Below are 25,603 nucleotides of genomic sequence, written 5' to 3' on the forward strand. Positions count from 1 at the left end.
ATTAATTAATCGGTAAGAGGACAGTGGTGAACCGCTGTCCTCTTACCTGTTAATTATGAATTTCCAATTGGCCAATCAAATGGCGGTGATCCTGGTGGTGAATTTTGAATGATATCAACGAATGGTATCGTATATGCAAATAAGATTAATGCAATAGTTATTGCAATCCAGAGCTTCCAGTTTTCCAGGAACATTGGTGTAGGTGTTGCATCCTCTTCTTCTTCTGCAATCGGGAATTCCTCTTCGCCTTTAGGAGCAAAGAAGGTAAGTTTTATGAAAATGAAAACCATCAGCAATATTCCGATGAACAGAATAGATCCTCCAACAGCCTGTGCAATTTGGTACCAAATCCATTCAGATGCCTGTTCTGTTCCACCATATTCTGAGTATGATGAACGTCTTGGCCCGCCAAGAAGACCCTGAATATGCATTGCTCCAGACATAATTGTCATACCGACTGTCCAAATAATTGCCTGGATAATACCTAATCTATTAATAGATTTTGTTAACGTTCTCCCTGTCAGATGAGGGATCAGCCAATAGGTTATTCCAAAAAAGGTAAGGACTACAGTAGTTGCAGCTGTAATATGAAAATGTCCTGTAACCCAAATTGTATTATGAACAACCGCATTCATTTGGTGAGAAGCATTAATGATTCCACCCGCTCCACCTGGAATAAATGCAAGCATACCGATCATGGGTGCCAGGAAACGAACATCTTTCCATGGAAGATGTTTAAACCAGCCATACAAGCCTTTAAATCCTTTACGGCGTCCGGTAATTTCAAATGTAGCGAAGATTGAAAATGCCGTCATTAAACTTGGAATGACAACCATAAATGTCAGTACAACCTGAATGAATTTCCATGTAGGATCGATTCCCGGTTCTGTTAACTGATGGTGAAATCCAACTGGGATGGAGAAAAATAATAATAAAATAAAAGCCAATCTTGCAAGAGAATCACTAAATAATTTTCCTCCAATAATTTTTGGAATAATTGCGTACCATGCCATATATGCAGGCAATAACCAGAAATACACAAGCGGATGTCCGAAATACCAGAATAATGTTCTGCTTACCAATACATTGATTGTTTCTGCATAGCCTAAAGACCATGGGATAAACTGAACAATAACTGCCACAGCAACCCCAATAGATGCAATAATCCACATTAACATATTAATGGTAACCATGAATGCCAATAATGGCGACTTTTCGCCTGGATGTTTCTTCTTCCAGACATAAAGCTGACGGAAATTAACAATTCCTGCAATCCAGCTTCCAATAATAACTAACGCCAAACCAATATAAAATGCAGGATGTGCTTTTAATGGTGCATAGAATGTATAAAGCACATTTGCTTTCCCCAGTAAAATGGTTATTGCAGTCATAATTGTACCAACTACCATAACCCAGAAGCTCAGCCAGGCTGCTTTGTGCTGCTTTTGTGAAATACCGACTGTTTTACCCATTAAGGAAAATTGAAATCCAATGATAAAATAGGTGGTCAATACCAAGGCCAGAATTACTCCGTGCAATGTTAACACCTGGTAATAATCAATCCCCCAGGGCAAGGTGATTGTGCCAGATCTGACCAGGGTTTGCAACAGACCCATCATTCCACCGATAAATAAAGAAATAAATGCTACATACATAAAGGACATATATAGTCTGGATTCCTGTTTGGAAATTGTTAATGGTAATCTGGATTCCTCATTTGGTTCAGCTATTTTTTCCAGTAACATTATTCATACACCTCCACAGTAGCAAACATCAAATGATGCCCGACACCACAATATTCATTACATACGATTGTAAATTCACCAGTGTTATCAAGTACTGTTTCATAGCTGCTGATATATCCTGGTTCTACCATCATATTTATATTTGTTCCTGCAACATTAAATCCATGAACAACATCTTTTGTTGTCACCTGAAACAATACAGTTGAACCTTTTGGTATCCTTATGTCTTTAACAGGCTTACCTTCTTCGTCCACTCCAAGATTGTAATTAAATGCTGTAGCAACAATATTTACAATATATTTATCATCAGAGACTTTTGTAATCCCAAGATTTTCCGGCTTAAAAGCATCATTTGCTTCTATATTTTCCGGATCAATTGTTACCCCGTGGCTTTGTGGATGCGTACCCTGCCAAAATGCGCCAAAAGCCAAAACAACTAAAAAGATAACAAGGGAACCTATTCCAAAGGTTAGCCATATCTTTTCATATTTGTGTAAATGCATTGTTAACACTCCCCATTTTTTCCATTATATATTTCAGTTAAGAGGGTAAAGATCTGCCGGTTATCTGACCATAAATAGTGTATATATCCCAACCCAGCTAACAATAAGAAAAACTCCTACCAACATTACAGAAATAAAAGTACCCTTCAAATCCGGTTCATTTTTTTCTGTATCTGACTTTGTTTTTCTCTCCTGAACATTACCCATGTGATTCACCCCTTCTGCAATAGGATAGTTGCTCTTGTTTTCATCATACACAATTTGCAAATAGAAATTAGAGCTAATCTTTAGAGTTCACAATTTGTTCAGATATACGTGAAAGCGCCTTTTTTATATATTTTACTAACTTTTTAGTTTAAAAAGTTTGTGACTAAGATGTGGCTATTTTGTTAATAATTCTTAAAAAACAGAACATAATATCCCGTATGAAGAAGAGAAATACGACTAATTTGTAAAAATGGAGAGGGTATAAAAATGATGATCTGGATGGGGCTGCTTATAATTTATATTGGTTTTCAGCGAATTGCTGAATCGAAGCTTTCCAGAAGAAATGAAAAATGGCTGGTGGAAAGGGGAGGGGTTATAAAAATTGATGAAAAATTAAAATGGTATACTTTGCTTCACAGTTTCATTTACTTTATTATATTTTTTGAAGTTTTGCTCACCGGTAAGTTCAGACATGACATAAACTTATTATTATTTTTAATTCTGATTGGAATCCAGTTTTTCAGATTTTGGTGCATCCGGTCATTAGGAAAATTCTGGAATATGAAAAATATTATATTGCCCGGAGTGCTTTTATTTAAAAAAGGGCCATATAAATATACAAAATATCCTGATAAAATTAGTGCAGTATTTGAAATGATAATAATTGCCTTGCTTTTTGGGGCAACATTTACTGCTATTATTTATGCCATCATCTCCATTTACTTTTTGAGGGGTCCAAGTAAAGAAATTATACCTAAAGCTACTGTGTAAGTAAGTAATTTATTAACGCAAAAAAAGCGGTAATCATTTAAGATTACCGCTTGTATATATATTATTATCTTTTAGTTACATTAGCTGCTTGAGGGCCTCTTTCACCTTCAACAATTTCAAAGGAAACTTCTTGTCCTTCTTCCAGTGTCTTGAAACCTTCTTCCTGGATTGCTGAATAGTGTACGAATACATCATTTCCTTCTTCTAACTGAATGAAGCCATACCCTTTTTCTGCGTTGAACCATTTTACTACTCCGTTTTCCATGTAAATAATCCTCCTAAAAACTATCACGTGAAACGTGTTAATAATACAAAGCAGAATAACAGAATATCAAAAAAGCAGCTTTTATAGAAGCACAGGATCATGAATTACATCCGCTTCTATAGAAGCTGCAAGTGTCATTAATGATTCCATACATCCTCTTTGCTTGCACCTAATATAGCTTATTTAATAAGCGCTGTCAAGAAATTGACATCACTTTCACAGCAAAAAATGTTATAATGGAAGCGCTTCGAAGATTCATAATACAGATGAAAAATTAATTTCAAAAAATTACGAGGATTAATTAAAAGGAGGAGCAGGAGAGATGAATACGGATATTGAAATCGCACAGCAGGCAACACTAAAATCAATTGATGAAATAGCTGCAGAACTAAAATTATCCAAGGAGGACTGGGAACCATATGGTCATACAAAGGCTAAACTTTCCGATAAGCTGTTAAAGAAACTGGAGAGTAAGCCGGATGGCAAAATCATATTAGTGACGTCAATAAACCCGACACCTGCTGGAGAAGGAAAGTCGACAGTGACAGTAGGTTTAGGACAAGCATTAAATAAAATCGATAAGAAAGCGATTATTGCTCTTCGTGAGCCATCCTTGGGCCCAGTAATGGGAATGAAAGGTGGAGCAGCTGGCGGCGGCTTTTCACAAGTACTGCCAATGGAAGACATAAATTTGCATTTTACTGGAGATCTGCATGCCATCACAAGTGCTAACAACGCATTATCTGCAATGATTGATAACCATATTCACAGGGGAAATGAACTGAATTTGGATCCGAGAAGAATTGAATGGAAACGGGTTATGGATATGAATGACCGTGCTTTACGGCAAATAGTTGTTGGGCTTGGAGGCCCCCTGCGCGGAGTACCCCGTGAGGATGGATTTAATATTACAGTTGCATCAGAAATAATGGCCATTTTATGCTTAGCTACCAGTTTGGATGATTTAAAGGCTAGAATTGCAAATATAGTAATTGGCTATACCTATGAAGAAGAGCCAGTGACAGTGAGTGATTTAAAAGTTGAAGGTGCACTGACACTGCTGCTAAAAGATGCAATTAAACCAAATTTGGTACAGACCATTGAAAATACACCTGCAATTATCCATGGTGGCCCATTTGCAAATATAGCTCATGGATGTAATAGCATTATGGCAACTAAAACAGCTGCTAAATTAGGCGATTATGTGGTAACTGAAGCAGGATTTGGTGCTGACCTTGGTGCTGAAAAGTTTCTTGATATTAAATCACGGGCAGGAAACTTTGAAACAGATGCTGTAGTCATTGTTGCAACTGTACGTGCCTTAAAAATGCATGGCGGTGTTGCAAAAGATAATCTGACGACAGAAAATGTTGAGGCATTAAAAGCTGGAATGGAGAACCTGAAGAAACATATAGAAACAATAGAAACGTACGGTTTGCCTTTTGTAGTCGCAATAAATAAGTTCCCAGCAGATACCAAGGCTGAAACAGACTTCATTGAATCCTGGTGCGAGTCCAGGGGAGTTGAAGTTGCATTAGCAGATATTTGGGCAAATGGAGGAGAAGGTGGAATACAGTTAGCGGAAAAGGTTATTGAAAAAGCCGAATCAGCCGAAAGAGACTTTAAGCGAATCTATGAGCTGGAGGATACACTGGAGGCAAAAATCAGAAAAATAGCACAAACAGTTTATGGTGCCGATGACATTGAGCTGTCACCAAAGGCCAAAAAACAAATGGTATTTTATGAAAAGCAGGGATGGGGAAAACTGCCCGTTTGTATGGCAAAAACGCAATATTCCTTGTCTGATGATCCATCGTTATTAGGAAGACCTGAGGGCTTCACGATTACTATCAGAGAAATGCGCCCATCGATTGGGGCAGGATTTATTGTTGTTCTAACCGGTGACATGATGACAATGCCTGGTCTGCCTAAAAATCCTGCTGCGTTAAAAATGGATGTTTCAAATGATGGGAAAATACTTGGGTTATTTTAATGAAAAAAGAAATTCAAATGCAAAAGATCAGGAATTATGTTTTTGACCGCTTTCATGATGATGCTACAGGACATGATTTTCAACATATGAAACGAGTTGCCGAAACGGCAAAATACATCGCTTCTGAAGAAAACAGCAATCCTTTTATTTGTGAAGCAGCGGCCTGGCTGCACGATATCGGTGATTCAAAGCTATTTGCAAATCCTGAACAGGCTATAGAAGAAATGTACAGTTTCTTAAAGTCTTTATTCATAGCCGGTGAGGAAATAACCCAGATAAGAGATGCTATCAAAGATGTTTCTTTCAGCAAAGGAAATGTCCCAACTACACTCGAAGGTAAAATTGTACAGGATGCTGATAAAATTGATGCCATTGGAGCTATTGGAATTGCGAGGACCTTTGCTTATGGTGGCGCAAAAGGGCAACCGATCTATCATGAGGAGAATGAGAACAATTCGATCCAGCATTTTTATGATAAACTGTTAAAAATAAAAGATTTATTGCATACATCTGCTGCCAGAAAACTTGCAGAAAACAGACACAGCTTTATGGAAAAGTATTTGGATCAATTTTATAAAGAATGGTAATAATCAATCAAGCCGGAAGGAAACCGGCTTGATTTTTCATTCTGCTTTCCCTAGTATTTTATGTTACAATATATCCATTAAATAGGCTCGTTTGAAACGAAATAGTATGAAGTCTGGAGGAGACAATTAATGGTTAAAGGTGAACAAGCATACATTGATTTATGTAACCATATTTTAGAAGAGGGCGTTAGGAAGGGTGATCGGACAAATACAGGAACCTATTCCGTCTTCGGCCATCAAATGCGATTTGATTTAAGTGACGGGTTTCCTCTATTAACTACAAAGAAGGTTCCCTTTCGACTTGTTGCCAGTGAGCTCCTCTGGTTTATTAAAGGGGATACCAATATTCGTTACCTGCTGCAAAATAATAATAATATATGGAATGAGTGGGCTTTTGAAAAGTGGGTCAATAGCGTAGAATATTCAGGACCGGACATGACCAACTTTGGTATACGCAGTCAAAAGGATCCGCAATTTAACGGAGCATATCAAAATCAAATGGATATTTTCAAGGAGAAAATCCTTCAAGATGATGAGTTCGCAAATAAGTTTGGAGATCTCGGTTCAGTATATGGAAAACAGTGGAGAGAGTGGAAAACTTCTAAAAATGAAACAATTGATCAGCTGAAAGAAGTTATTGCATCTATAAGGAACAATCCTGATTCAAGAAGACATATTGTTTCAGCATGGAATCCTGAAGATATACCTGATATGGCATTGCCGCCATGCCACACACTTTTTCAATTTTATGTAGCAGACGGAAAATTATCCTGTCAGCTTTATCAGCGGAGTGCAGATGTATTCCTGGGAGTACCATTTAATATTGCAAGCTATGCATTATTGACGCAGCTAATTGCACATGAATGTAAGTTGAAACCAGGTGAATTTGTTCATACGTTAGGTGATGCACATATTTATGCAAATCATGTGGAACAGGTTACTACTCAGATGAAACGCGAGATAAGACCGTTGCCACAGCTTAAAATTAATCATGAGAAAGATTCTATTTTTGAATTTGAATTGACTGATTTTGAAATTGCAGATTACAATCCACACCCGGCAATAAAGGCACCGATTGCAGTTTAAAAGGAGAGATTTTAATTGATTTCACTACTATTGGCAATGGATCGCAATCATGTTATTGGACTAAATAATGATTTACCCTGGCGGCTACCAAAAGATTTACGCTTCTTTAAAGAAAAAACAACTGGACAAACCGTAATAATGGGAAGAAAAACCTTCGAATCTATGGGCGGGGCATTACCTAACAGGGAAAATATAATTATTACCAGAAAGCAAAAAGAATTTCCGGAAAATGTTCAGATTATTCATGATTTGGAAACAGTTATAGAATGGAATAAGGAGAATCCGGAAAAAGAATACTTTGTAATCGGCGGCGGAAATATATTTGATCAGATTTTACCTTATGCAAACCGTATGTATATTACCTGGATAGATGAATCATTTGAAGGCGACACATATTTCCCAGGTTTTTCCGAGGAAGAATGGAATCTTACATCAAAAACTAAAGGGGAGAAAAATGACACAAACCCTTATGATTATTATTTTATTCAATATGACAGAAAATAAAGGTTAGAGGGGATGCTATGCGTACGTGTGGTGTGATTCTGTCTGGAGGGAAGTCGTCCAGAATGGGGACTACCAAGTCTTTGCTTAAACTGGGAGAAAGAACAGTAATTGAACATATTATCGAAGAGGTCCAGTCATGTACAGATGAAGTTTGCATCGTTTCCAACCAACCTTCTTTGTACCGTTTTCTGAATAAGAATATCTATACTGACAGATACAAGGATAAAGGCCCTCTCGCAGGTTTTGAAGCAGCCATGTATCATAATGATGCAGATGTTTTCGTTTTCGCTGCTTGTGATATGCCTTTTATAAATGGGGAAGTATATAAATACTTATTAAAACAATTAAATGAGTATGATGCTGTTGTTCCAGTCTATAATGACCAGCTGCATCCACTCTCAGGAGTTTATAAAAGGGATGTTTTGCCGAATATTCAAGAGCAGCTCGATAAAGATCTGCTTAAAGTTAAAGGCTTCTTCGAACATATAAAGGTCCATTATATAAAAGATTTCGGTGATATTTCTGAAAAAATCCTTGAGATGCATTTTTTCAATATGAATACTCCTTCACATTACGAACAGGCTAAATTTTTAATGCTTGTCTAATAAAGGGAAAACGTGTAAACTGTAATTGGAAACCTTGGTCAGCAAATGATTTTTAAGACAGGTTTGATTCTTAAATTATGAACGTTATGTGTATTTACTATTAAATAAATCAATATTTTCTTAGGATGCATTATAATTAATATTAACTTACAAAGAAGGTGTACTTATGTTATCAAGTATAGGAATTCCGGGGTTAATTCTGATCCTGGTTATCGCGTTAGTTATTTTCGGTCCAAAAAAACTGCCAGAAATTGGCAAAGCTGCAGGACAAACACTTCGGGAATTTAAAAGTTCTGCTCGCGATTTAACAGGCGATGCAAGTGATGAAATTAAAGAGGCGAAGTCACTCGTTAATGGGAAAGAAAATAAATAATTGATGGAGTGATATACATGTTTAGCAGTATAGGCGTTCCAGGGTTAATTTTAATCCTTATTGTTGCACTAGTTATTTTTGGTCCCTCTAAGCTTCCAGAAATTGGCAAGGCATTTGGCAGCTCACTAAAAGAATTTAAAAATGCCACAAAAGATATTGTTGGTGACGACACAACCAATCATGACAGTAAAAAATAAATTAAAATGAATGTGATGAAGGTGTAGGGGATTTACCTTACATCTTCTTTTACGCTTTTTATGCGTAAGGGAGTGTATGAGCATGTCTGAGGAACAGCAATTTGATCAAGAAAAAGAGATGAATTTGACCGGTCACCTTTCAGAGCTGAGAAACCGGTTAATTGTAACTGCGGTTTTCTTCTTCTTGTTTTTTATTTTAGGATTTATTTTTGTTGAGGATATTTATTGGTTTTTTGTAAATGATTTTGATTTTAAACTGACAGTTATTAGTCCTGGCGAAATTATTTGGCTCCATTTTACGATGGCGGGGCTTGTTGCAATTGCAGCAACCATCCCTATTTTGGCTTTTCAAGTCTGGTCATTTATAAAACCTGGGTTAACCCCTAATGAGAGAAAAGCATCACTAGCTTATATTCCTGCTATTTTTCTATTATTTTTAGGCGGGATGGTATTTGGCTATTTTATGTTTGTAAAGCTGATTATGCCATTTTTACTTTCCCTAAATAATGGAATGTTTAATGAAATGTTTACGGTGGACAAATATTTTAAATTTCTATTGCGGATCACATTTCCATTTGCACTGCTTTTTGAAATACCAATGATAGCCATGTTCTTAACAAGCTTAGGAATACTCACTCCTGACTTTATGAGAAGAACAAGGAAGTATGCGTATTTAATACTGATTATAATTGGTACCATCGTGACACCGCCTGACTTTATTCTGCAAATTGTTGTTGCGATTCCGCTAATTATTCTTTATGAAATCAGTATTTATCTGGCAGCGATTGTGTATCGTAAAAAACTTCGTAAACATAAGGAATATATGGAACAGGACAGCATTTGAAATTTGAGGTGAGAAAATGCGGTCATTTTACCAATTTTTAATGACCTTCCGTGGAAAGAAACAGCCGGATGATAAAAATCGCTTAGCTGATTGGGCATTTTATGATCACAACTTCCCTAAATACTCGAAGGATTATGATGAAGTCAGCAATTATTTAGAGTGGAACAGTCCTTTTGCAAAAGCTCTGGTTGTATTTGATGAATTATGGGAAATATATAAAATAAAAGAAGACTAAAAAAACGGTACTGGATAATCAGCAGTACCGTTTATCTTTTAGGTCCATTTTTCAACATTATTTGACAAATTATCTGATAATTGATCAAACGTTTGTTTGAAAATTAATATCCAGCAGGAAAAATAAGATAGTATTTGCAGAAATCTGTTATTTTCTGCGGTTCCCCGGGAAATAATGCGCCGAAATACCTGAGAAAGCCTACACTATTTTTGGTTAATTACGTACAATAATCCAAAGTGATAATTAACTATAAATGAGGGGGGATATTATGTTTCCACCAATGCAGCGTTCTAGAAATTTTAATCCCAGGCAAATGAATCACGGTCCAAATCAATTTATGTCTCCAAATCAGGGTTTCAGCAGACAGGTAAAGAGAGGGAATAATTTGCAAACCATGCTGCAGCAATTTACTCAGCCGGAATCTGCAGCAAATTTGGCAAGCAGGGGAGCAGGCGGGTTATCAAAAACATTAACCAATGTTCAGCAAGTGCTGAAAATGGTTGAATCTACAGCACCAATCGTTCAGCAATATGGCCCAATGGTTAAAAACCTTCCTGCAATGTATAGAATGATGAAAGCATTTAAAGAGATGGAAAGCACTAATGATGATAATGATGATACAGATGAAGGTTCTGTGAATGATTTGAATATGGAGTCTGTTTCTGATAATCATCATGCCATTAAATCCTCTGATGGTGAGTCAAAACCAAAACTTTTTATATAAATATAATGCACACTGCTTGCTTTTTATTGCATTAGACTCAAAAATGGAGATAGAAAGAATTTCACAAGATATTGGAGGTCATAATTATGGCTAATATTGAACTTGCTACATTCGCAGGTGGGTGCTTTTGGTGTATGGTTGAACCGTTTGATGAGCGTCCAGGTATTATAAATGTTGTGTCAGGTTACACAGGAGGGACCGTTGAAAATCCAACCTATGAGCAGGTTTGTTCAAACACAACAGGTCATGTGGAAGCTGTTCAGATTACATTTGATCCAGATCTCATGTCATATGAAAAACTTTTAACGACATTTTGGCAGCAAATTGATCCAACAGATGCCGGGGGACAGTTTCACGATAGAGGAGAGTCATACAAAACTGCTGTTTTTTATCATAATGAGGAACAAAGAAAAACAGCGGAATTGTCAAAGCAAAAATTAGGGGAAAGCGGAAAATTTTCAAAACCAATTGCGACAGAGATTCTTCCTGCTAAAACGTTTTACAGAGCTGAAGAAAACCATCAGGATTATTATAAGAAACAATCTTTCCATTATAATTTATATAAAAAAGGTTCTGGGAGGGAAGACTTTATCAAAGAAAATTGGAAACTAAAACCTAATCAAGCAGAACTGAAGAAGAAATTAAATCCCATCCAATATAATGTAACACAGGAGAATGGAACGGAAAGGCCATTTCAAAATGAATATTGGGATAATGAACAAGAGGGCATCTATGTTGATTTAATTTCAGGAGATGTATTATTTTCTTCAAGAGATAAGTTTGATGCTCAATGTGGATGGCCAAGCTTTACAAAACCCGTTGATGCCTATCAGGTTACCGAAAACACAGATACTACTCACGGTATGATTCGGACAGAAGTTAGAAGCAGAACTGCAAATTCACATCTTGGCCATGTTTTTGAAGATGGACCAAAGGAAGCTGGTGGACTTCGTTATTGCATGAATTCAGCAGCAATGCGTTTTATTCCAAAAGAAGAAATGACAGAAAAAGGATATGAAAACTATTTGTATCTTTTCAAATAATATTTGTTGAACATAAAGTTATTAGGAAAGAGGGTATCTGATGATACATCTGAACTGGGAGAACAAAACTACAATTAAACAAATTGAATGTGTACATGCTGATGCCAAGAAATTTATTGTACATGATAAGCTGACACCGGGGAAAAAATATGATGTGAAAAATGAAACGGATGAATTTTATTTTATTATCGATAACAGTAATAGAATAGGCGGATTCTTAAAAGATTACTTTAAGGAAGTTATATAACAGGGAGACTCTCCCTGTTATTTTAATGGAAAATTTAGTTTCTAATTTTGTCGTTTAGTGATATAATTTACTTACTATTTCGAAAGCTGAATCTGGTTACAATAATTCATGTAAAAAGGAATGAGCTATTATGAGAAAAATTTATTTTGTTCGTCATTGTATTGCTGATGGTCAACACAAAGATTCACCATTAACAACAATTGGCATGAGACAGGCTCATCTGCTGTCAAACTTTTTCAGTAAACATGATGTGAAAATTGATAAAATAATTTCAAGTCCTTATTTACGTGCGATTGAAAGTATAAAACCATATGCCGAGAAAGAAAATATAGAAATTGAAATTGATGACCGATTAAAGGAACGTATATTGAGTGATGAGCCAATCGATGACTGGATTGAAATTTTGGAGCATTCATTCAGTGATCATGATTTTGCCCTGCCTGGCGGTGAATCTTCCAATGATGCCATCAGCCGGGTAAAACCTTTACTTGAATCAACTCTGAATGATGAATCGATTGAACAGGCAATTATCGTTAGCCATGGCAATCTGTTGGCCTTGCTGCTCAATCAATATGATGATAATTTTGGCTTTAATGAGTGGAAAGAGCTAAGTAACCCTGATGTCTATCTGCTGAGCATCGATAATAATAATACCTCTGTCAAATGTCTATGGAATACATAGGCATTTTTCACAGGTATAAATTTGCAAGCATAATACCAAGACTTTCCTGATAAATTTCATCAAATTGTTCAATTGGCAGTGGGTTGACTCCTCTCCCAAGCTCAACTGTAAATCCTGGTCTTCTGAATTCCTGAATAAACCAGTCTTTATATCCTGCAAAACTGTCTACATATTGTACTGCTCTATAGCCGCTTACCCGTGCATATTCATTTACGATAACTTCCGAAACAGGAGGTTCTAATCCTTCAAATCCCCAGTAAATTTCTTCTCCCTGTGTATGAAATGCATTTATTCTAAGAAAGTTTCTGCTTCGTGCTAATGCTGCCATTACAATTGCCTCAGGCTCTGAAAGTGGCTCTGGCCCCGGATAATCTCTTGGTTGCGGATCGGTTGGTTTTCTCTCTGCTTCTACCTCCCATAATGCTGGAAATTGATTATTTAAGTCTACCCCACGTATATTTGCTTTCCAATTGGAAAAGTCTTCATTTTGGTTATTAATTGTCAATACTTCATTTTGAAATTCTCCCGCTGCTGCTGACCCATTTAGAACCAGATTTACACCATCAGGATTTACCATCGGAACAATAGAGAGTAAAGTGTCCAAGAACATCGGAAGCATAAAAATTCCCCTGATTGGCAGATTATTTGTCAGTGAAAGAGCGTATTCATTTACAAACTTCATAATAACAGGGGTTGTAATCCATTCATTTGCATGGAAGGAACCATTCAGATGGACTTGCCTTTCTCCTGAACCAATTTGTAATTCAATTATTTCCTTCCCCATAACAGAATTGCCAATTGTCTGGCTGAATATAAACGGGTAAACAGTATGGAGCTGCTGAATATCCTGAAGCATTTTTTCATACGTATAATTATTCACATCAGAAACGATTAAATTACGGACTTGCTGGGGAGTCTGAATTTGCTGACCTATTTGCAGATTTGATGGGTTAATTTGCGGATTAAGAAGTAATAAGCTATCGACAGGGATATTATTATCGATTGCAATCGACCAGAGAGATTCATTTTCTCTGACAGTATGTTCACTTAATGTATAACCAGGTATGCGGACTTGCTGACCGATCATTAACTGATTTGCACTAATTTCCGGGTTTGATCCTTCAATTAATTCGACAGGTAAGCTAAATAATTGACTGTAGTACCAAAACGAATCCCCGGAACGAACAGAAACTTCCATTATACTCCTCCCTATACTTACGAATAATAAATAGTATGTTGATTGTTTATAAAAAATGATTCTTTTATTTTTTCAGGAAAATGCGTTATAATAACAATGACTTATAATGACATATATAACTATTCATAATAGGAATTTTGGAGGAGGAGATTTACTTGGCTTTTATTATAACATCACCATGTATAAATGAAAAAGCAGCAGAGTGTGTGGAAGTATGCCCTGTTGATTGTATAGAAGAAGGAAAAGACATGTTTTATATCGACCCTGATATTTGTATTGACTGCGGAGCTTGCGAAGCCGTTTGTCCTGTCGAAGCAATATATATGGAAGATGAAGTGCCGGAAGAGGAAAATGAATATATTGCATTAAACCGCAAATTTTTTGAAGAGAATTAGAAATTAGCCGCTGGTCTTTAGAATCAGCGGCTTTATTTAATGAAAAACTTATTATATCCTTTCTCGCTTTCTGAGATAGTTTCTTCAATATTATCCACTCGAATGAAATTGTTTAAGCCTAACCTCAGCTCATTTACAAAGGAGTCAATCTGTTCCTCGTTTCCTTCAACCTCTAATTCGACTGTTCCGTCAATTTTATTGCGTACCCAGCCTGCCAATTGATATTCTTCTGCTTTTAGCTTCGCTGTGTACCTGAAACCTACACCTTGAACCCTGCCGTTAATTATCATATGTTTGTTCATTAAATTCACTCCATAATATTAATCTATTCTACTGTATATCCTGTTTTTAAATATAAAAAACCAATATATAAAAATTATGTCATTCTGCATGTGAAACAATGGATAAATTGGCTATACATGGAGAGACTTGAATATGGAAACCTTATTAGTTCTAGACTTTTTAAGGGAAATAAAAATAACCGTGATAAATGTCACACTAGTACAAATCTTCTATTGTATTGTTTGTGATACATATTTATACATGTTATTCTAAAAAATAATATATAATTTCTAAATTGTTCCAAAAAAACCTGTCAATTACTGGAGGTGCCAAATGAAACAATCGACAACGCCATTGTGGAAACGACTATCCTACTTTGGCAAATCAGAGAAATTAAACGACCAATATGAGCGTTCTCCACAAGATCGCAACTCAGAAAAAGTCTATCGAAGAAGATGGCAGCATGATAAAGTTGTACGAACTACCCATGGGGTTAACTGTACAGGATCATGCAGCTGGAAGGTACATGTAAAAGACGGAATCATAGCGTGGGAAACACAGCAAACAGATTATCCAAGCACTGGACCGGATATGCCGGAATATGAACCGCGCGGCTGTCCAAGAGGAGCAAGCTTTTCCTGGTATACGTACAGCCCTCATCGTATTCGTTACCCATATATTCGTTCTGCATTATTGAAAATCTGGTCTGAAGCCCTTGCAGAGCAAAAGGATCCAGTTAAAGCATGGAAAAACATCGTAGAAACTCCAGAAAAAGCAAAAAGGTATAAAGCCGCAAGAGGGAAGGGAGGATTTGTCCGAACAACCTGGGAAGAAATTAATACACTGATTTCTTCATCTATTATTCATACAATTCAAAAGGAAGGCCCTGACAGGATTTTTGGATTCTCGCCAATTCCTGCCATGTCGATGGTTAGTTATTCCAGTGGAGCACGTTTCTTAAATTTAATTGGCGGTTCACTCTTAAGTTTTTATGACTGGTATGCTGACTTACCACCCGCATCTCCGCAAGTTTGGGGTGAGCAGACTGACGTACCGGAAAGCTCTGACTGGTATAATTCCAGCTATCTTCTTGTTTGGGGTTCTAATTTGCCGCAAACACGTACACCAGATTCACATTTCATGGTTGAGTCACGATATAAGGGCACCAAAGTTGTAGCAGTTGCTCCGGATTATGCTGAATATGTGAAATTCGCTGATAACTGGCTGCCGGTTCAAGCGGGAATGGATGCAGCACTTGGTATGGCCATGACTCACGTTATCTTAAAAGAATACTATGCTGATAAAGAAACTCCTTACTTTAATGATTATGTTAAAAAATACACGGACCTGCCATTCTTAATTACGCTTGATCAGGAAGGCGAGCATTTACGGTCAGGGAAATTTCTCCGTGCCGAAAAAATTGGCATGGACATAAGCAATGCGGAATGGAAAACCGTAGTATTTGATGAAAAATCTGATGGCTTTGCTGCACCTGATGGAACGATCGGTCATCGCTGGGAAGATAATAAAACCTGGAATCTTCATATGCGTGATACTGATAATCAACTGGGTGATATTGAACCAGCTTTATCTTTAAAGAATCATTCGGATGAAGTCGCTGAGGTAAGCTTCCCTGAATTTATGGCTTCAAATCGCGAGGTATACAAACGAAAGGTTCCAGTTAAAAAGGTCACTATTGACGGAAAAGAACAATTAGTTACAACTGTATTTGATTTGCTTATGGCTAATTGTGGTGTCAGCAGAGGACTTGCCGGTGAAGAAGAAATTACCTATGAGGATGAAAATGCACCATTTACTCCTGCATGGCAGGAAAAATTAAGTGGTGTTCCTGCAGGCGATGTTGCACAGATTGCTAGAGAATTTGCTCAGAATGCAATTGATTCCAATGGGCGTTCCATGATTATTATGGGTTCTGGAATCAACCACTGGTATCATTCAGACATGATTTATAGAACGATACTGAATCTGGTTCTATTAACAGGCTGTGAAGGTGTCAATGGCGGTGGCTGGGCACATTATGTTGGCCAGGAAAAAGTCCGTCCACTTGAGGGTTTCCAAACTGTGGCAATGGCTAGGGATTGGGGTATACCGGCACGATTGCATGCGGGAACTTCATTTTTCTACTTTGCAACAGAACAATGGCGGTATGATGATCAAAAAGTAGATAATTTAATTTCGCCATTAACAGACAAAGCAACCTATCAGCATTTTGGAGACTACAGTTCGCTTGCAGCAAGATTAGGATGGAGTCCTTCTTATCCGCAGTTTGATAAAAACTCCACTAAAATTGCTGGAGATAAATCAAACGAAGAAGTTGTTCAATCTGTTGTGGATCAGATTAAATCCGGTGAAATGAATTTTGCTGTCGATGATCCAGGGGATCCGAATAATTTTCCTAAATTGCTGTTTGTATGGAGAGCGAACCTTATTGGAAGTTCAGCTAAAGGACATGAGTATTTCCTTAAGCATTTATTAGGAACACATGACGGAACATTAAGTGAACAGGAAGCAGAAAAGAACACCAATGAAATTAAGTGGATTGAGGAAGTACCTGAAGGAAAACTGGATCTGCTAATAAATTATGATTTTCGTATGAGTGGAACAGGTTTATATTCTGATATCGTTCTGCCTGCAGCCACATGGTATGAAAAACACGATTTATCCAGTACAGATATGCATCCATTTGTACATCCGTTTAACCCGGCAATTTCAACACCTTGGGAATCAAGGTCAGACTGGAATGCTTTTAAATCACTTGCTAAAAAGTTCTCTGAAATGGCAGAAACTTATTTCCCTGAACCGGTAAAAGATGTTATTACTTCTCCTTTGCTGCATGACTCAAAGGATGAAATTCAACAGGCATACGGAACTATTCCGGATTGGAAATACGGCAAATTTGAGCCCGTTCCTGGAGTTAACTTCCCTAAAATTCAAGTGGTTGAGCGGGACTTCCCTAAGGTTTATGAAAAATTCATTTCTTTAGGTGATAAAGTAAAGGATCAAATTGGTGCAAAAGGGATAAGCTGGAAAGCAGATGAAGAATATAATCTGCTGAAAAAACTCGTTGGGACAAATAAACGAACCAGTCATATTAAGGGGACTCCAAGCCTCGACACAGACCGTCAGGCAGCAGAGACGATATTAACACTGTCCAGCACAACAAATGGTTCGCTTGCGATGAAAGCCTGGAAAGCGTTGGAAAATAAAACCGGACAGAGCAACCTGACAGACCTGGTGGTTGAACGGTCGGAGGAGCGGCTGTCATTTAATGATATAACAACACAGCCAAGAAAAGTACTGTCCTCACCAGTCTTTAGCGGATCAGAAACCGGAAACAGACGTTATTCCAATTTCACAACGAATATTGAACACATGATTCCATTCAGAACGCTGACAGGAAGACAATCTTTCTATCTTGATCATGATATCATGCTTGAATTTGGAGAAGAATTACCAACATTCAAGCCTCCATTGCAGAAATTAACATTTCAAAGTGGTGACAGAAAGCCGGAAGCAGTAGAGAATGAAATCACATTAAGATACTTGACACCACATTTTAAATGGTCATATCACTCAACATATGGGGATACATTGCCGATGTTAACCCTATTCAGGGGCGGGCCGCATGTGTGGCTGAATAATCATGATGCGGAATCTGTTCATATCAAGGATAATGACTGGATTGAAATGTATAACCGTAATGGAGTGGTTGTAGCAAGAGCTGTTGTCAGTCACAGAATACCAAGTGGAATTGTGTATATGTACCATGTACAGGACAGACTGATTAATGTTCCTGGATCAAAAATCACGAAAACTCGTGGTGGCACGTTTAACAGTCCGACAAGAATTCATATTAAACCGACACATATGATCGGAGGATATGCACAGCTAAGCTATGGATTTAACTATTATGGACCAACAGGAAATCAGCGCGATGAGCAAGTAATCATTAGAAAAATGGAAAGGGAAGAGGTGGATTGGCTTGAAGATTAAAGCGCAATTTGGAATGGTTATGAATCTTGATAAGTGTATCGGGTGTCATACGTGCAGTGTAACCTGCAGCAATACATGGACCAACCGCCCCGGAACTGAGTATATGTATTGGAATAACGTTGAAACTAAGCCTGGGGTAGGATATCCGAAAGAATGGGAAAATAATGATGAGAAAAAAGGTGGCTGGCACTTAAAGAATGGAAAGCTGGAATTAAAAGCCGGTGGCAAATTCAGTAAGCTTATCAATATTTTCTACAACAAAGACATGGTAGAAATCGATGATTACTATGAGCCATGGACTTATGAATATGAGAATTTAGTAAACAGTCCCGAAAAGGATCATCAGCCAGTAGCACGTCCTAAATCTCAGCTTACTGGTGAGTACATGGATATTACCTGGGGACCAAACTGGGAAGATGATTTAGCCGGAGTACATGAAACTGGAAAAAACGATCCAAATATGAGGAATCTGGATGAACAAATCAAGTTTGAATTTGAAGAGACATTTATGATGTATTTACCTCGTATTTGTGAACATTGCCAAAATCCATCCTGTGTATCATCTTGTCCTTCAGGAGCAATGTATAAGCGGGAAGAGGATGGAATTGTACTTGTTGATCAGGATTCCTGCCGCAGCTGGCGTTTCTGCATGTCAGGATGCCCATATAAAAAAGTGTATTTTAACTGGAAAACAAACAAAGCTGAAAAATGTACATTCTGTTTCCCAAGAATTGAAAATGGACAACCTACCATTTGTTCGGAAACCTGTGTAGGACGTCTTCGTTATATCGGGATTGTTCTATATGATGCTGATAAGGTACTGGAAGCAGCATCTGTAGAAGATGAGAAAGATCTTTATGAAGCTCAATTAGGCACGTTTTTAGATCCGTTTGATCCTGTAATTCAGAAAGAAGCTGTTAAGCAGGGAATTCCTGAGGATTGGATTGAAGCAGCACAGCGTTCACCTGTATACAAGCTGGCAGTTGAACAAAAAATTGCACTTCCATTGCACCCAGAATATAGAACAATGCCAATGGTGTGGTACATCCCGCCTTTAAGTCCATTTATGAACGCATTGGGAGGACAGGTTGATTCATTGAGTCCTGATGTTATTTTCCCAACAATCAGCCAGTTCCGAATTCCGATTGATTATCTGGCAAGCCTGTTTACTGCCGGCGACACCGACGTGATTAAGAAAGTCCTTCGTAAGTTGGTGGCTATGCGTACGTATATGCGTTCTGTACAATTAAATAAGCCTTTTGATAAATCTATTTTAGAGGCAGCTGATATGACAGAAGAGGTTGCTGAAGAAATGTACAAATTATCGGCGATCGCAAAATACGAAGACCGTTATGTTATTCCAAAATCACATCGTGAAGATTCAGGAGATATGTTCTCCCATCAGGGTAATGCAGGTTTTGAATTTATGGAAGCTTGCCGCAGCTGTATGGGAGGTTCATCAGAAGCTGATCCATTGGAATACTATGAAAGTGGATTTTGGAGGGAATTAGATGAATCCTCACCAAAAGGTGTATAAGCTTGCATCATTATTCTTACAATATCCACAAGAAGAAATAAACGAGATTCTGCCAGATGTAAAGGCTGAAATTGCAACAATTGAAAATCAAACGATACATGCTTATCTAACATCATTTTTATATTATTGGGAGTCAACTCCATTTGATGTTCTTTGTGAAAAGTATGTAAACACATTTGATTATCATGGAGTAACCACACTTTATTTAACTTATAATGTTTTTAAAGATTCTCGTGAACGTGGAGAAGCTTTAGTGAAACTGCGGGAGATTTTCACTGATTCGGATTTAATTACAGAAACGGATGAATTGCCAGACTATCTGCCAATGATTTTCGAATTCCTGTCAGCAGCTGATAATAAATACGTTCAAAGGGTATTGAAGCTGCATTTAAATTCGATCATGAAAGTAAATAAAGATTTAGCAGAAAATGATAGTGACTATCATTTTCTGCTAAAAGCAACAATTGAAACTTCATATGAGTTGATGAAAAATGCAAAAGTATCCTAAAATTGAAAGGGTTGGAGCTCCATGACAAAGCTTGATATATTTCTCTGGATTATATTGCCGTATATTTCCATTACAATCTTTATCCTTGGGCATATTTATCGATATAATACAGATCAATTTGGCTGGACTGCCAAATCAAGTGAATTTCTGGAGAAAAAGAGACTGCGGTTCGGAAGTACTGTATTTCATTGGGGAATAATCTTTGTCTTTTTTGGTCATGTAGCAGGACTGCTTATACCAAAACTCTGGTTCGATGTGCTTGGTATAACCGATGATATGTATCATTTTGGAGCAATCTGGTTTGGCGGTCTGGCAGGACTTGCTGTTGTTATTGGCGGATTTTTCCTTTTCCTTCGTCGTGTTGCAGTAAAAAGAATTGTTAAAAACAGTTCCGTAAGTGATTATGTCGCACTAATCATGCTTGGAATTGTTGTTCTTGTCGGATTCACCAATACTGCAGGCTACACTGCAACAGGAGGGGACTTCGATTATCGTGTAACAATAGGACCATGGCTGAGAGAAATTTTAACACTCCAGCCATCTCAAGGGATGGTACTCGCAATGGCGCAGGCTCCAATCGGATTTCAGCTGCATGTGTCTTTAGCATTTGTGCTGTTCGCTATTTGGCCATTTACAAGACTGGTTCATGTATTCAGTTTACCTTTGAAATATCTAACTCGAAATTATGTGGTTTATCGAAATCAAAAACCATATCATAAGGCAAAAGTTGCTCAAAAGAAAGAAATCAATTAATCATTTAACATGTCCCTGCATTTACTGATTAATGCGGGGACATTATGTTATGCTAATATTATTCACTGGGGGAGTTATTTATGGCAATTACAGGACCAGCACTAAGGCATTTGGATTCCCATCGTTCCATTCACCAGGGAGCATACGCTGAAGCTAGAGATATTACGGACGTTATGAACAGATTATTTTATGATAATCGCATGGAAGATTGTCTGAAGGCTGCAAATGCGTTAGTTGAATATTGGGAGACCAGAGTTATTGCACATGCTGATACAGAAGATGAAGGTTTTTACAAAGAATTATTGGAAAAGAAACCTGAACTTACAAAAGAAATACATATGTTTTCAAGAGATCATGACTTATTTCGAAAAATAGTTGCAGATATTAAAGAAGAAATAAGTGAAGAAGAGAAAGTAACAAAGAATATGGTAAATCAATTTAATGCATTACTTATAATTAAGAAACATCATAATAAAGGGGAAGAAGAAAATTTATTTACTGAATAGTTATTAACTCCTGGTTTTATTTAGCTCTATTACAGCATAGTAATAGAGCTTTTTTACATAGTTTTAAGATTTTCGCGAAAGCTATAATTATCTATGTTGATGAAGGAGCGATTACTAAATGACTGATCTTCAGATGCCTAAAACATCACAGCCATATTGGGCAGATTCCATATCACTGCCTGAATTTTCTAAGCTTGAAGAGTCGATAAAAGCAGATGTTGGAATAGTTGGAGGCGGAATCACTGGAATAACAGCAGCCTATTTATTGGCAAAACAGAATGTTAAAGTAGTATTATTGGATGCTGATGAAATATTAAATGGAACAACCGGACATACAACAGCAAAAATAACCGCTCAGCATGGTTTAATTTATGATGAACTAATTCAGCACTTTGGTCCGGAAAAAGCATTACAATATTATAATGCAGCTGAAGAAGCAAAAAAACTAATAGAACAGAATGTTGAAAGTCTTAACATTGATTGTGATTATAAAAAGGAAGACGCCATTCTTTTTACAAATTCAGATTCCTATATTACTCAGCTGCAAAATGAAAAGAAAGCATATGATCAGCTCAAAATAGAACATGAACTTAAAGATAACATGCCTTTAAATATTCCTCTAAAATCAGCATTAATTATGAAGAATCAGGCACAATTTCATCCATTGAAATATCTAAAAGTATTAGCAGAAGAAAGTGTCAAAAACGGTGCACAGATATATGAGCAAACTGTGGCAGTTGATATTGAGTATAATAAGCACCCGAGTATTATAACAAAAGACGGTCATAGAGTAACATGCAACCATGTCATAGCAGCATCACATTTTCCTTTTTATGATAAAGAAAGCTTTTATTTTACGCGCATGTATGCAGAAAGATCGTATATTATTGCAGTTAAATCACCCAAAAAATATCCAGGCGGCATGTACATTAATGCGGAGGAACCAACACGATCAATCAGAACAACAAATATGAATGATGAAGAATTATGGCTGATTGTTGGTGAGAACCATAAAACCGGACAGGGAAAGTCAACGATGATTCATTATACCGGACTGCTGGATTTTGCTAAACAAAAACTAGGGATTACAGATTTTGTTTATCGATGGTCAGCTCAGGATTTAACAACATTGGATAAGCTGCCATACATCGGTCCTGTTACTAAGGAAGAGGATAATGTATTAGTGGCTACAGGCTTTCGTAAATGGGGTATGACAAATGGTACTATTGCAGCAAAAATACTTAGTGATAGGATTTTAGAGAAAGATAACGCCTATAAGGAACTGTTTTCACCAGCCAGATTCCAGGCAGATCCTTCTATCAGGAAATTTGCTCGAATTAATGCCGATGTTGCAAAACATATGGTTAAGGGAAAACTAGATAATACAAAAAACAGCATCGATGACCTTTCAGCTGATGATGCGACAGTAACACGTATAAATGGGAAACGTACAGGTGTTTATAAGGATCAGAATAATAAAATACACATGGTTGATACTACCTGTACACATTTAGGCTGTGAGGTGGAATGGAATTCAGGTGAAAGATCATGGGATTGTCCATGTCATGGTTCCAGATTTTCTTATACAGGTGAAGTTATAGAAGGACCCGCCAAAAGACCTTTAAAAAAGATTGAAGATCAATAAAAGCAGCCATTGCGGCTGTTTTTTGTGAGCTGATTTTAAGGAAAAATAAGGCTAAAATGTTGATAAGTTCAAATTTTCACAAGATAAATTACTCAGATTTAACATGAGATAATTTATATAATTGAAGTGACATATTAGCATAATTTCAAGATGAGGACTAAATTTGATTAGGATTAAAACAAAAGAAATTAGAAATATTTTGTGCATAATTCTAAAATAACTAATGTAATGCCGCGTATGATTAAATTTGTAATGAAAGTATCAATATAATGTTCAGTTATTATATTTAAATATAATTTAATAATAACTATATTTTGAAGTAAAATTTCCCAAAATATCTCACTATCACGAGTAAACTTTGTTTTGAGATGAAATAAAATTTAATTTTTACAGGTTCCTATAATAAGTATTATGTCTACCCGAAAATAAAATAAAAAAAATAAGGAATTTATAATATTAATAGAAACTCCCCTCAAACTATTACCTAATATTATTGTTTTTTATTTGCCTTTCTCTTAATGCGTTTTTATGCGTCTTAATCCCCCGATCTTTGAGCTTATCGTCTGGCAAAGTTTCTAATTGGAATTCATTGAATTTCCGCTTTAAGTATAAACCTTCATCTTTATCTTTATACATCCAATCAGAAAATAGTTTTATCGTCTTTCTTCCGCTAACATAAACGCGAAAATATGTATCATGTTTTGTAAAATTAGTTTCAAATCCTCTTTGCTCAATTTCCTTTTTAAGTGAAATCATAAATAATTCGGATCCTCCTACAAAGCTAACAAAGTACTTCTTATATTTTACAAATCCATCTCCGTCAAAATACCCTCGAATAAAATGACTCATGTATTTCTCCGGAACCTTTGGAAATTCAACTGTTGCAGATTTATTCGGCATGATACCATGAATATTCATGATATCTTCTTTCATGATTTTGCTGTTTAGGTTTAATATGTAAACACCTGTCTTTTTATTTTGGTATAAAGGTTGTTTTGTACCGATTTCTTTTTTTATATTCTCTAAAATATATTTTTCTTTTTGTGAAATGCTGATAGATTGACTGCCGTGCGCTGCTACTGTGCCATCTGCGATAAAAAAACCTAGAATATATGCCATATTATTCGACCATGTTTTGAAATAATGTTCATTTAACTGATATTTCCTTTTCCAGCTTCCTCTAGATCTTCTTTCAACATTATTTTCTTTTAATAATTGGTTGACATACCTAGCAGAAACATTAGCCAATTTTCCAATCTCAGTTGTACTGTCTCCCTTGTTGTATAAATTGATTATTTCTTCAGTACTCAATTTTCTTTTTCTGATTCGGTTATTATTTTTTTCCACTATTTTACCTCCCCCCTTTTCGAACAAATGTTTCTATACCCATTATAGCACTATTTTATTTTAGAGAACAGTAAAAACCTTAATTTTCTGAATTTGGTTTTCATATCAAAAGCCAGCACAATTATGCTGGCTTAATGTATTTTGCTACTCGATTACTTCCGGTTCTGGATAATCAAATCCTTTTGTATCGACAGTCACTTCTTTCATTTTCTGATCTTTCAGTGGGTTATCTGCAGCATCACGCTCTGCAGAAACAATCTCGTCAACTGTATCCATTCCTTCAATCACTTGTCCAAAGCCTGCATAATCCCCGTCCAGATGTGGAGAGTCTTCTGCCATGATAAAGAACTGTGATCCTGCTGAATCTGGAGACTGTGAACGTGCCATAGAAATTACTCCACGATCATGTTTTAGTTCATTTTCAAATCCATTCGAGCTGAACTCACCTTTAATTGCATAGTCAGGCCCTCCAGTCCCATTTCCTGAAGGATCGCCACCTTGAATCATAAAGCCGGGGATAACCCGGTGAAAAATCAATCCATCATAAAAGCCATCCTCAACCAAGGATACAAAGTTGGCAACCGTGTTAGGAGCGATTTCCGGAAATAATTCAATTTTGATTTCCTTGTCATCTTCCATTGTAATCGTGACAATTGGATTTTCTTCCACTTCAGATGGGTAATTAGCATCTTTATTTTCGGTACTTTGCTGTTCCTCATCCGATTCTGCACCACAGCCTGTTATAAGAATGACCAATAGTATAAATGAGCTGAACAGCAATATCTTTCCAGTAAAATTCTTCATAAA

Annotated in this window: 29 protein-coding genes; 21 read left to right on the forward strand and 8 right to left on the reverse strand. The window is 36.7% G+C overall.

The window, feature by feature from the left end; all coding sequences use genetic code 11:
* Positions 1 to 53: 53 nt before the first annotated feature.
* The 3 genes from CIL03_RS03150 to CIL03_RS03160 are packed head-to-tail and all read right to left on the reverse strand — an operon-like array spanning position 54 to position 2,455.
* A complete protein-coding gene (locus CIL03_RS03150; protein WP_094883750.1) occupies positions 54 to 1,745 on the reverse strand; it encodes a b(o/a)3-type cytochrome-c oxidase subunit 1 in 1,692 nt (563 codons plus the stop codon).
* Positions 1,745 to 2,248, reverse strand: a complete 504-nt coding sequence (locus CIL03_RS03155; protein ID WP_094883751.1) for a cupredoxin domain-containing protein — start codon at positions 2,246 to 2,248, stop codon at positions 1,745 to 1,747. Before CIL03_RS03155 ends, CIL03_RS03150 begins: the two co-directional genes overlap by 1 nt.
* A gap of 60 nt (positions 2,249 to 2,308) precedes the next feature.
* The gene (locus CIL03_RS03160; RefSeq protein ID WP_094883752.1) at positions 2,309 to 2,455 is read right to left on the reverse strand and encodes a cytochrome c oxidase subunit 2A; all 147 of its coding nucleotides are present in this window, start codon (positions 2,453 to 2,455) and stop codon (positions 2,309 to 2,311) included.
* A gap of 267 nt (positions 2,456 to 2,722) precedes the next feature.
* Between CIL03_RS03160 and CIL03_RS03165 the strand changes: the two genes are divergently transcribed.
* On the forward strand, positions 2,723 to 3,226 hold the full coding sequence (locus tag CIL03_RS03165) for an isoprenylcysteine carboxylmethyltransferase family protein (RefSeq protein WP_094883753.1): 504 nt from the start codon (positions 2,723 to 2,725) through the stop codon (positions 3,224 to 3,226).
* Positions 3,227 to 3,290: 64 nt separating this feature from the next.
* Here the strand turns inward: CIL03_RS03165 and CIL03_RS03170 are convergent, their stop codons facing one another.
* Positions 3,291 to 3,491 (reverse strand): cold-shock protein, encoded by a 201-nt coding sequence (locus tag CIL03_RS03170; protein WP_094883754.1) that lies wholly within the window; start codon positions 3,489 to 3,491, stop codon positions 3,291 to 3,293.
* A gap of 322 nt (positions 3,492 to 3,813) precedes the next feature.
* On the opposite strand from CIL03_RS03170, the gene CIL03_RS03175 reads away from it, so the two are divergent.
* From CIL03_RS03175 to CIL03_RS03235, 13 genes are all read left to right on the forward strand, one after another.
* Positions 3,814 to 5,484: a formate--tetrahydrofolate ligase gene (locus CIL03_RS03175; RefSeq protein WP_094883755.1), complete on the forward strand. Its 1,671-nt coding sequence runs from the start codon at positions 3,814 to 3,816 to the stop codon at positions 5,482 to 5,484.
* Complete coding sequence (locus CIL03_RS03180; protein WP_094883756.1) at positions 5,484 to 6,071, forward strand: HD domain-containing protein; 588 nt, start codon at positions 5,484 to 5,486, stop codon at positions 6,069 to 6,071. Before CIL03_RS03175 ends, CIL03_RS03180 begins: the two co-directional genes overlap by 1 nt.
* A 129-nt stretch (positions 6,072 to 6,200) precedes the next feature.
* Entirely contained in the window at positions 6,201 to 7,157 is a 957-nt protein-coding gene (locus CIL03_RS03185; protein ID WP_094883757.1) for a thymidylate synthase, read from the forward strand.
* 15 nt (positions 7,158 to 7,172) lie between these two features.
* A complete protein-coding gene (locus tag CIL03_RS03190) occupies positions 7,173 to 7,661 on the forward strand; it encodes a dihydrofolate reductase (RefSeq protein WP_094883758.1) in 489 nt (162 codons plus the stop codon).
* Between the two features lie 17 nt (positions 7,662 to 7,678).
* Positions 7,679 to 8,266 (forward strand): molybdenum cofactor guanylyltransferase, encoded by a 588-nt coding sequence (gene mobA, locus CIL03_RS03195; protein WP_094883759.1) that lies wholly within the window; start codon positions 7,679 to 7,681, stop codon positions 8,264 to 8,266.
* Between the two features lie 166 nt (positions 8,267 to 8,432).
* Positions 8,433 to 8,639: a twin-arginine translocase TatA/TatE family subunit gene (locus tag CIL03_RS03200; protein ID WP_094883760.1), complete on the forward strand. Its 207-nt coding sequence runs from the start codon at positions 8,433 to 8,435 to the stop codon at positions 8,637 to 8,639.
* 17 nt (positions 8,640 to 8,656) lie between these two features.
* Complete coding sequence (locus CIL03_RS03205) at positions 8,657 to 8,836, forward strand: twin-arginine translocase TatA/TatE family subunit (RefSeq protein ID WP_094883761.1); 180 nt, start codon at positions 8,657 to 8,659, stop codon at positions 8,834 to 8,836.
* A 76-nt stretch (positions 8,837 to 8,912) separates the two neighbouring features.
* Positions 8,913 to 9,680 carry a twin-arginine translocase subunit TatC gene (tatC, locus tag CIL03_RS03210; protein WP_420855377.1) on the forward strand — a complete coding sequence of 256 codons (768 nt, stop codon included), beginning with the start codon at positions 8,913 to 8,915 and terminating at the stop codon, positions 9,678 to 9,680.
* Positions 9,681 to 9,696: 16 nt separating this feature from the next.
* Positions 9,697 to 9,915, forward strand: coding sequence for a YozE family protein (locus CIL03_RS03215; RefSeq protein WP_094883763.1), 219 nt, complete (start codon positions 9,697 to 9,699; stop codon positions 9,913 to 9,915).
* Positions 9,916 to 10,183: 268 nt separating this feature from the next.
* A complete protein-coding gene (locus CIL03_RS03220) occupies positions 10,184 to 10,639 on the forward strand; it encodes a YqfQ family protein (protein WP_240507984.1) in 456 nt (151 codons plus the stop codon).
* Between the two features lie 86 nt (positions 10,640 to 10,725).
* On the forward strand, positions 10,726 to 11,682 hold the full coding sequence (msrB, locus tag CIL03_RS03225; protein ID WP_094883765.1) for a peptide-methionine (R)-S-oxide reductase MsrB: 957 nt from the start codon (positions 10,726 to 10,728) through the stop codon (positions 11,680 to 11,682).
* Between the two features lie 40 nt (positions 11,683 to 11,722).
* Positions 11,723 to 11,929, forward strand: a complete 207-nt coding sequence (locus CIL03_RS03230) for a DUF6501 family protein (RefSeq protein ID WP_094883766.1) — start codon at positions 11,723 to 11,725, stop codon at positions 11,927 to 11,929.
* Between the two features lie 130 nt (positions 11,930 to 12,059).
* The gene (locus CIL03_RS03235; RefSeq protein ID WP_094883767.1) at positions 12,060 to 12,611 is read left to right on the forward strand and encodes a histidine phosphatase family protein; all 552 of its coding nucleotides are present in this window, start codon (positions 12,060 to 12,062) and stop codon (positions 12,609 to 12,611) included.
* Positions 12,612 to 12,618: 7 nt separating this feature from the next.
* Here CIL03_RS03235 and CIL03_RS03240 read toward each other — a convergent pair whose 3' ends face one another.
* Positions 12,619 to 13,809, reverse strand: coding sequence for a M14 family metallopeptidase (locus tag CIL03_RS03240; protein WP_094883768.1), 1,191 nt, complete (start codon positions 13,807 to 13,809; stop codon positions 12,619 to 12,621).
* 155 nt (positions 13,810 to 13,964) lie between these two features.
* Here CIL03_RS03240 and CIL03_RS03245 point away from each other — a divergent pair, with 155 nt between their 5' ends.
* Positions 13,965 to 14,204: an indolepyruvate ferredoxin oxidoreductase subunit alpha gene (locus CIL03_RS03245; protein WP_094883769.1), complete on the forward strand. Its 240-nt coding sequence runs from the start codon at positions 13,965 to 13,967 to the stop codon at positions 14,202 to 14,204.
* 32 nt (positions 14,205 to 14,236) lie between these two features.
* Here the strand turns inward: CIL03_RS03245 and CIL03_RS03250 are convergent, their stop codons facing one another.
* A complete protein-coding gene (locus CIL03_RS03250; RefSeq protein ID WP_094883770.1) occupies positions 14,237 to 14,506 on the reverse strand; it encodes an acylphosphatase in 270 nt (89 codons plus the stop codon).
* Between the two features lie 313 nt (positions 14,507 to 14,819).
* Here CIL03_RS03250 and CIL03_RS03255 point away from each other — a divergent pair, with 313 nt between their 5' ends.
* The 6 genes from CIL03_RS03255 to CIL03_RS03280 all read left to right on the forward strand — a co-directional run bounded on the left by CIL03_RS03255 (position 14,820) and on the right by CIL03_RS03280 (position 23,449).
* Positions 14,820 to 18,500, forward strand: a complete 3,681-nt coding sequence (locus CIL03_RS03255; protein WP_094883771.1) for a nitrate reductase subunit alpha — start codon at positions 14,820 to 14,822, stop codon at positions 18,498 to 18,500.
* Positions 18,490 to 20,037 (forward strand): nitrate reductase subunit beta, encoded by a 1,548-nt coding sequence (gene narH, locus CIL03_RS03260; RefSeq protein WP_094883772.1) that lies wholly within the window; start codon positions 18,490 to 18,492, stop codon positions 20,035 to 20,037. Before CIL03_RS03255 ends, narH begins: the two co-directional genes overlap by 11 nt.
* Positions 20,012 to 20,545, forward strand: coding sequence for a nitrate reductase molybdenum cofactor assembly chaperone (gene narJ / locus CIL03_RS03265; RefSeq protein WP_094883773.1), 534 nt, complete (start codon positions 20,012 to 20,014; stop codon positions 20,543 to 20,545). The genes narH and narJ overlap by 26 nt, the downstream gene beginning before the upstream one ends.
* A gap of 21 nt (positions 20,546 to 20,566) precedes the next feature.
* On the forward strand, positions 20,567 to 21,298 hold the full coding sequence (narI, locus tag CIL03_RS03270; protein WP_094883774.1) for a respiratory nitrate reductase subunit gamma: 732 nt from the start codon (positions 20,567 to 20,569) through the stop codon (positions 21,296 to 21,298).
* 80 nt (positions 21,299 to 21,378) lie between these two features.
* On the forward strand, positions 21,379 to 21,804 hold the full coding sequence (locus CIL03_RS03275) for a hemerythrin domain-containing protein (RefSeq protein ID WP_094883775.1): 426 nt from the start codon (positions 21,379 to 21,381) through the stop codon (positions 21,802 to 21,804).
* 118 nt (positions 21,805 to 21,922) lie between these two features.
* Positions 21,923 to 23,449, forward strand: coding sequence for an FAD-dependent oxidoreductase (locus CIL03_RS03280; protein ID WP_094883776.1), 1,527 nt, complete (start codon positions 21,923 to 21,925; stop codon positions 23,447 to 23,449).
* A gap of 480 nt (positions 23,450 to 23,929) precedes the next feature.
* Here CIL03_RS03280 and CIL03_RS03285 read toward each other — a convergent pair whose 3' ends face one another.
* Positions 23,930 to 24,796, reverse strand: a complete 867-nt coding sequence (locus tag CIL03_RS03285; RefSeq protein WP_094883777.1) for an LAGLIDADG family homing endonuclease — start codon at positions 24,794 to 24,796, stop codon at positions 23,930 to 23,932.
* Positions 24,797 to 24,940: 144 nt separating this feature from the next.
* Positions 24,941 to 25,600, reverse strand: coding sequence for a peptidylprolyl isomerase (locus tag CIL03_RS03290; RefSeq protein ID WP_094883778.1), 660 nt, complete (start codon positions 25,598 to 25,600; stop codon positions 24,941 to 24,943).
* Positions 25,601 to 25,603 lie beyond the last annotated feature (3 nt).

This window comes from Virgibacillus indicus, assembly GCF_002266285.1.
GTDB lineage: Bacteria > Bacillota > Bacilli > Bacillales > Amphibacillaceae > Virgibacillus_K > Virgibacillus_K indicus.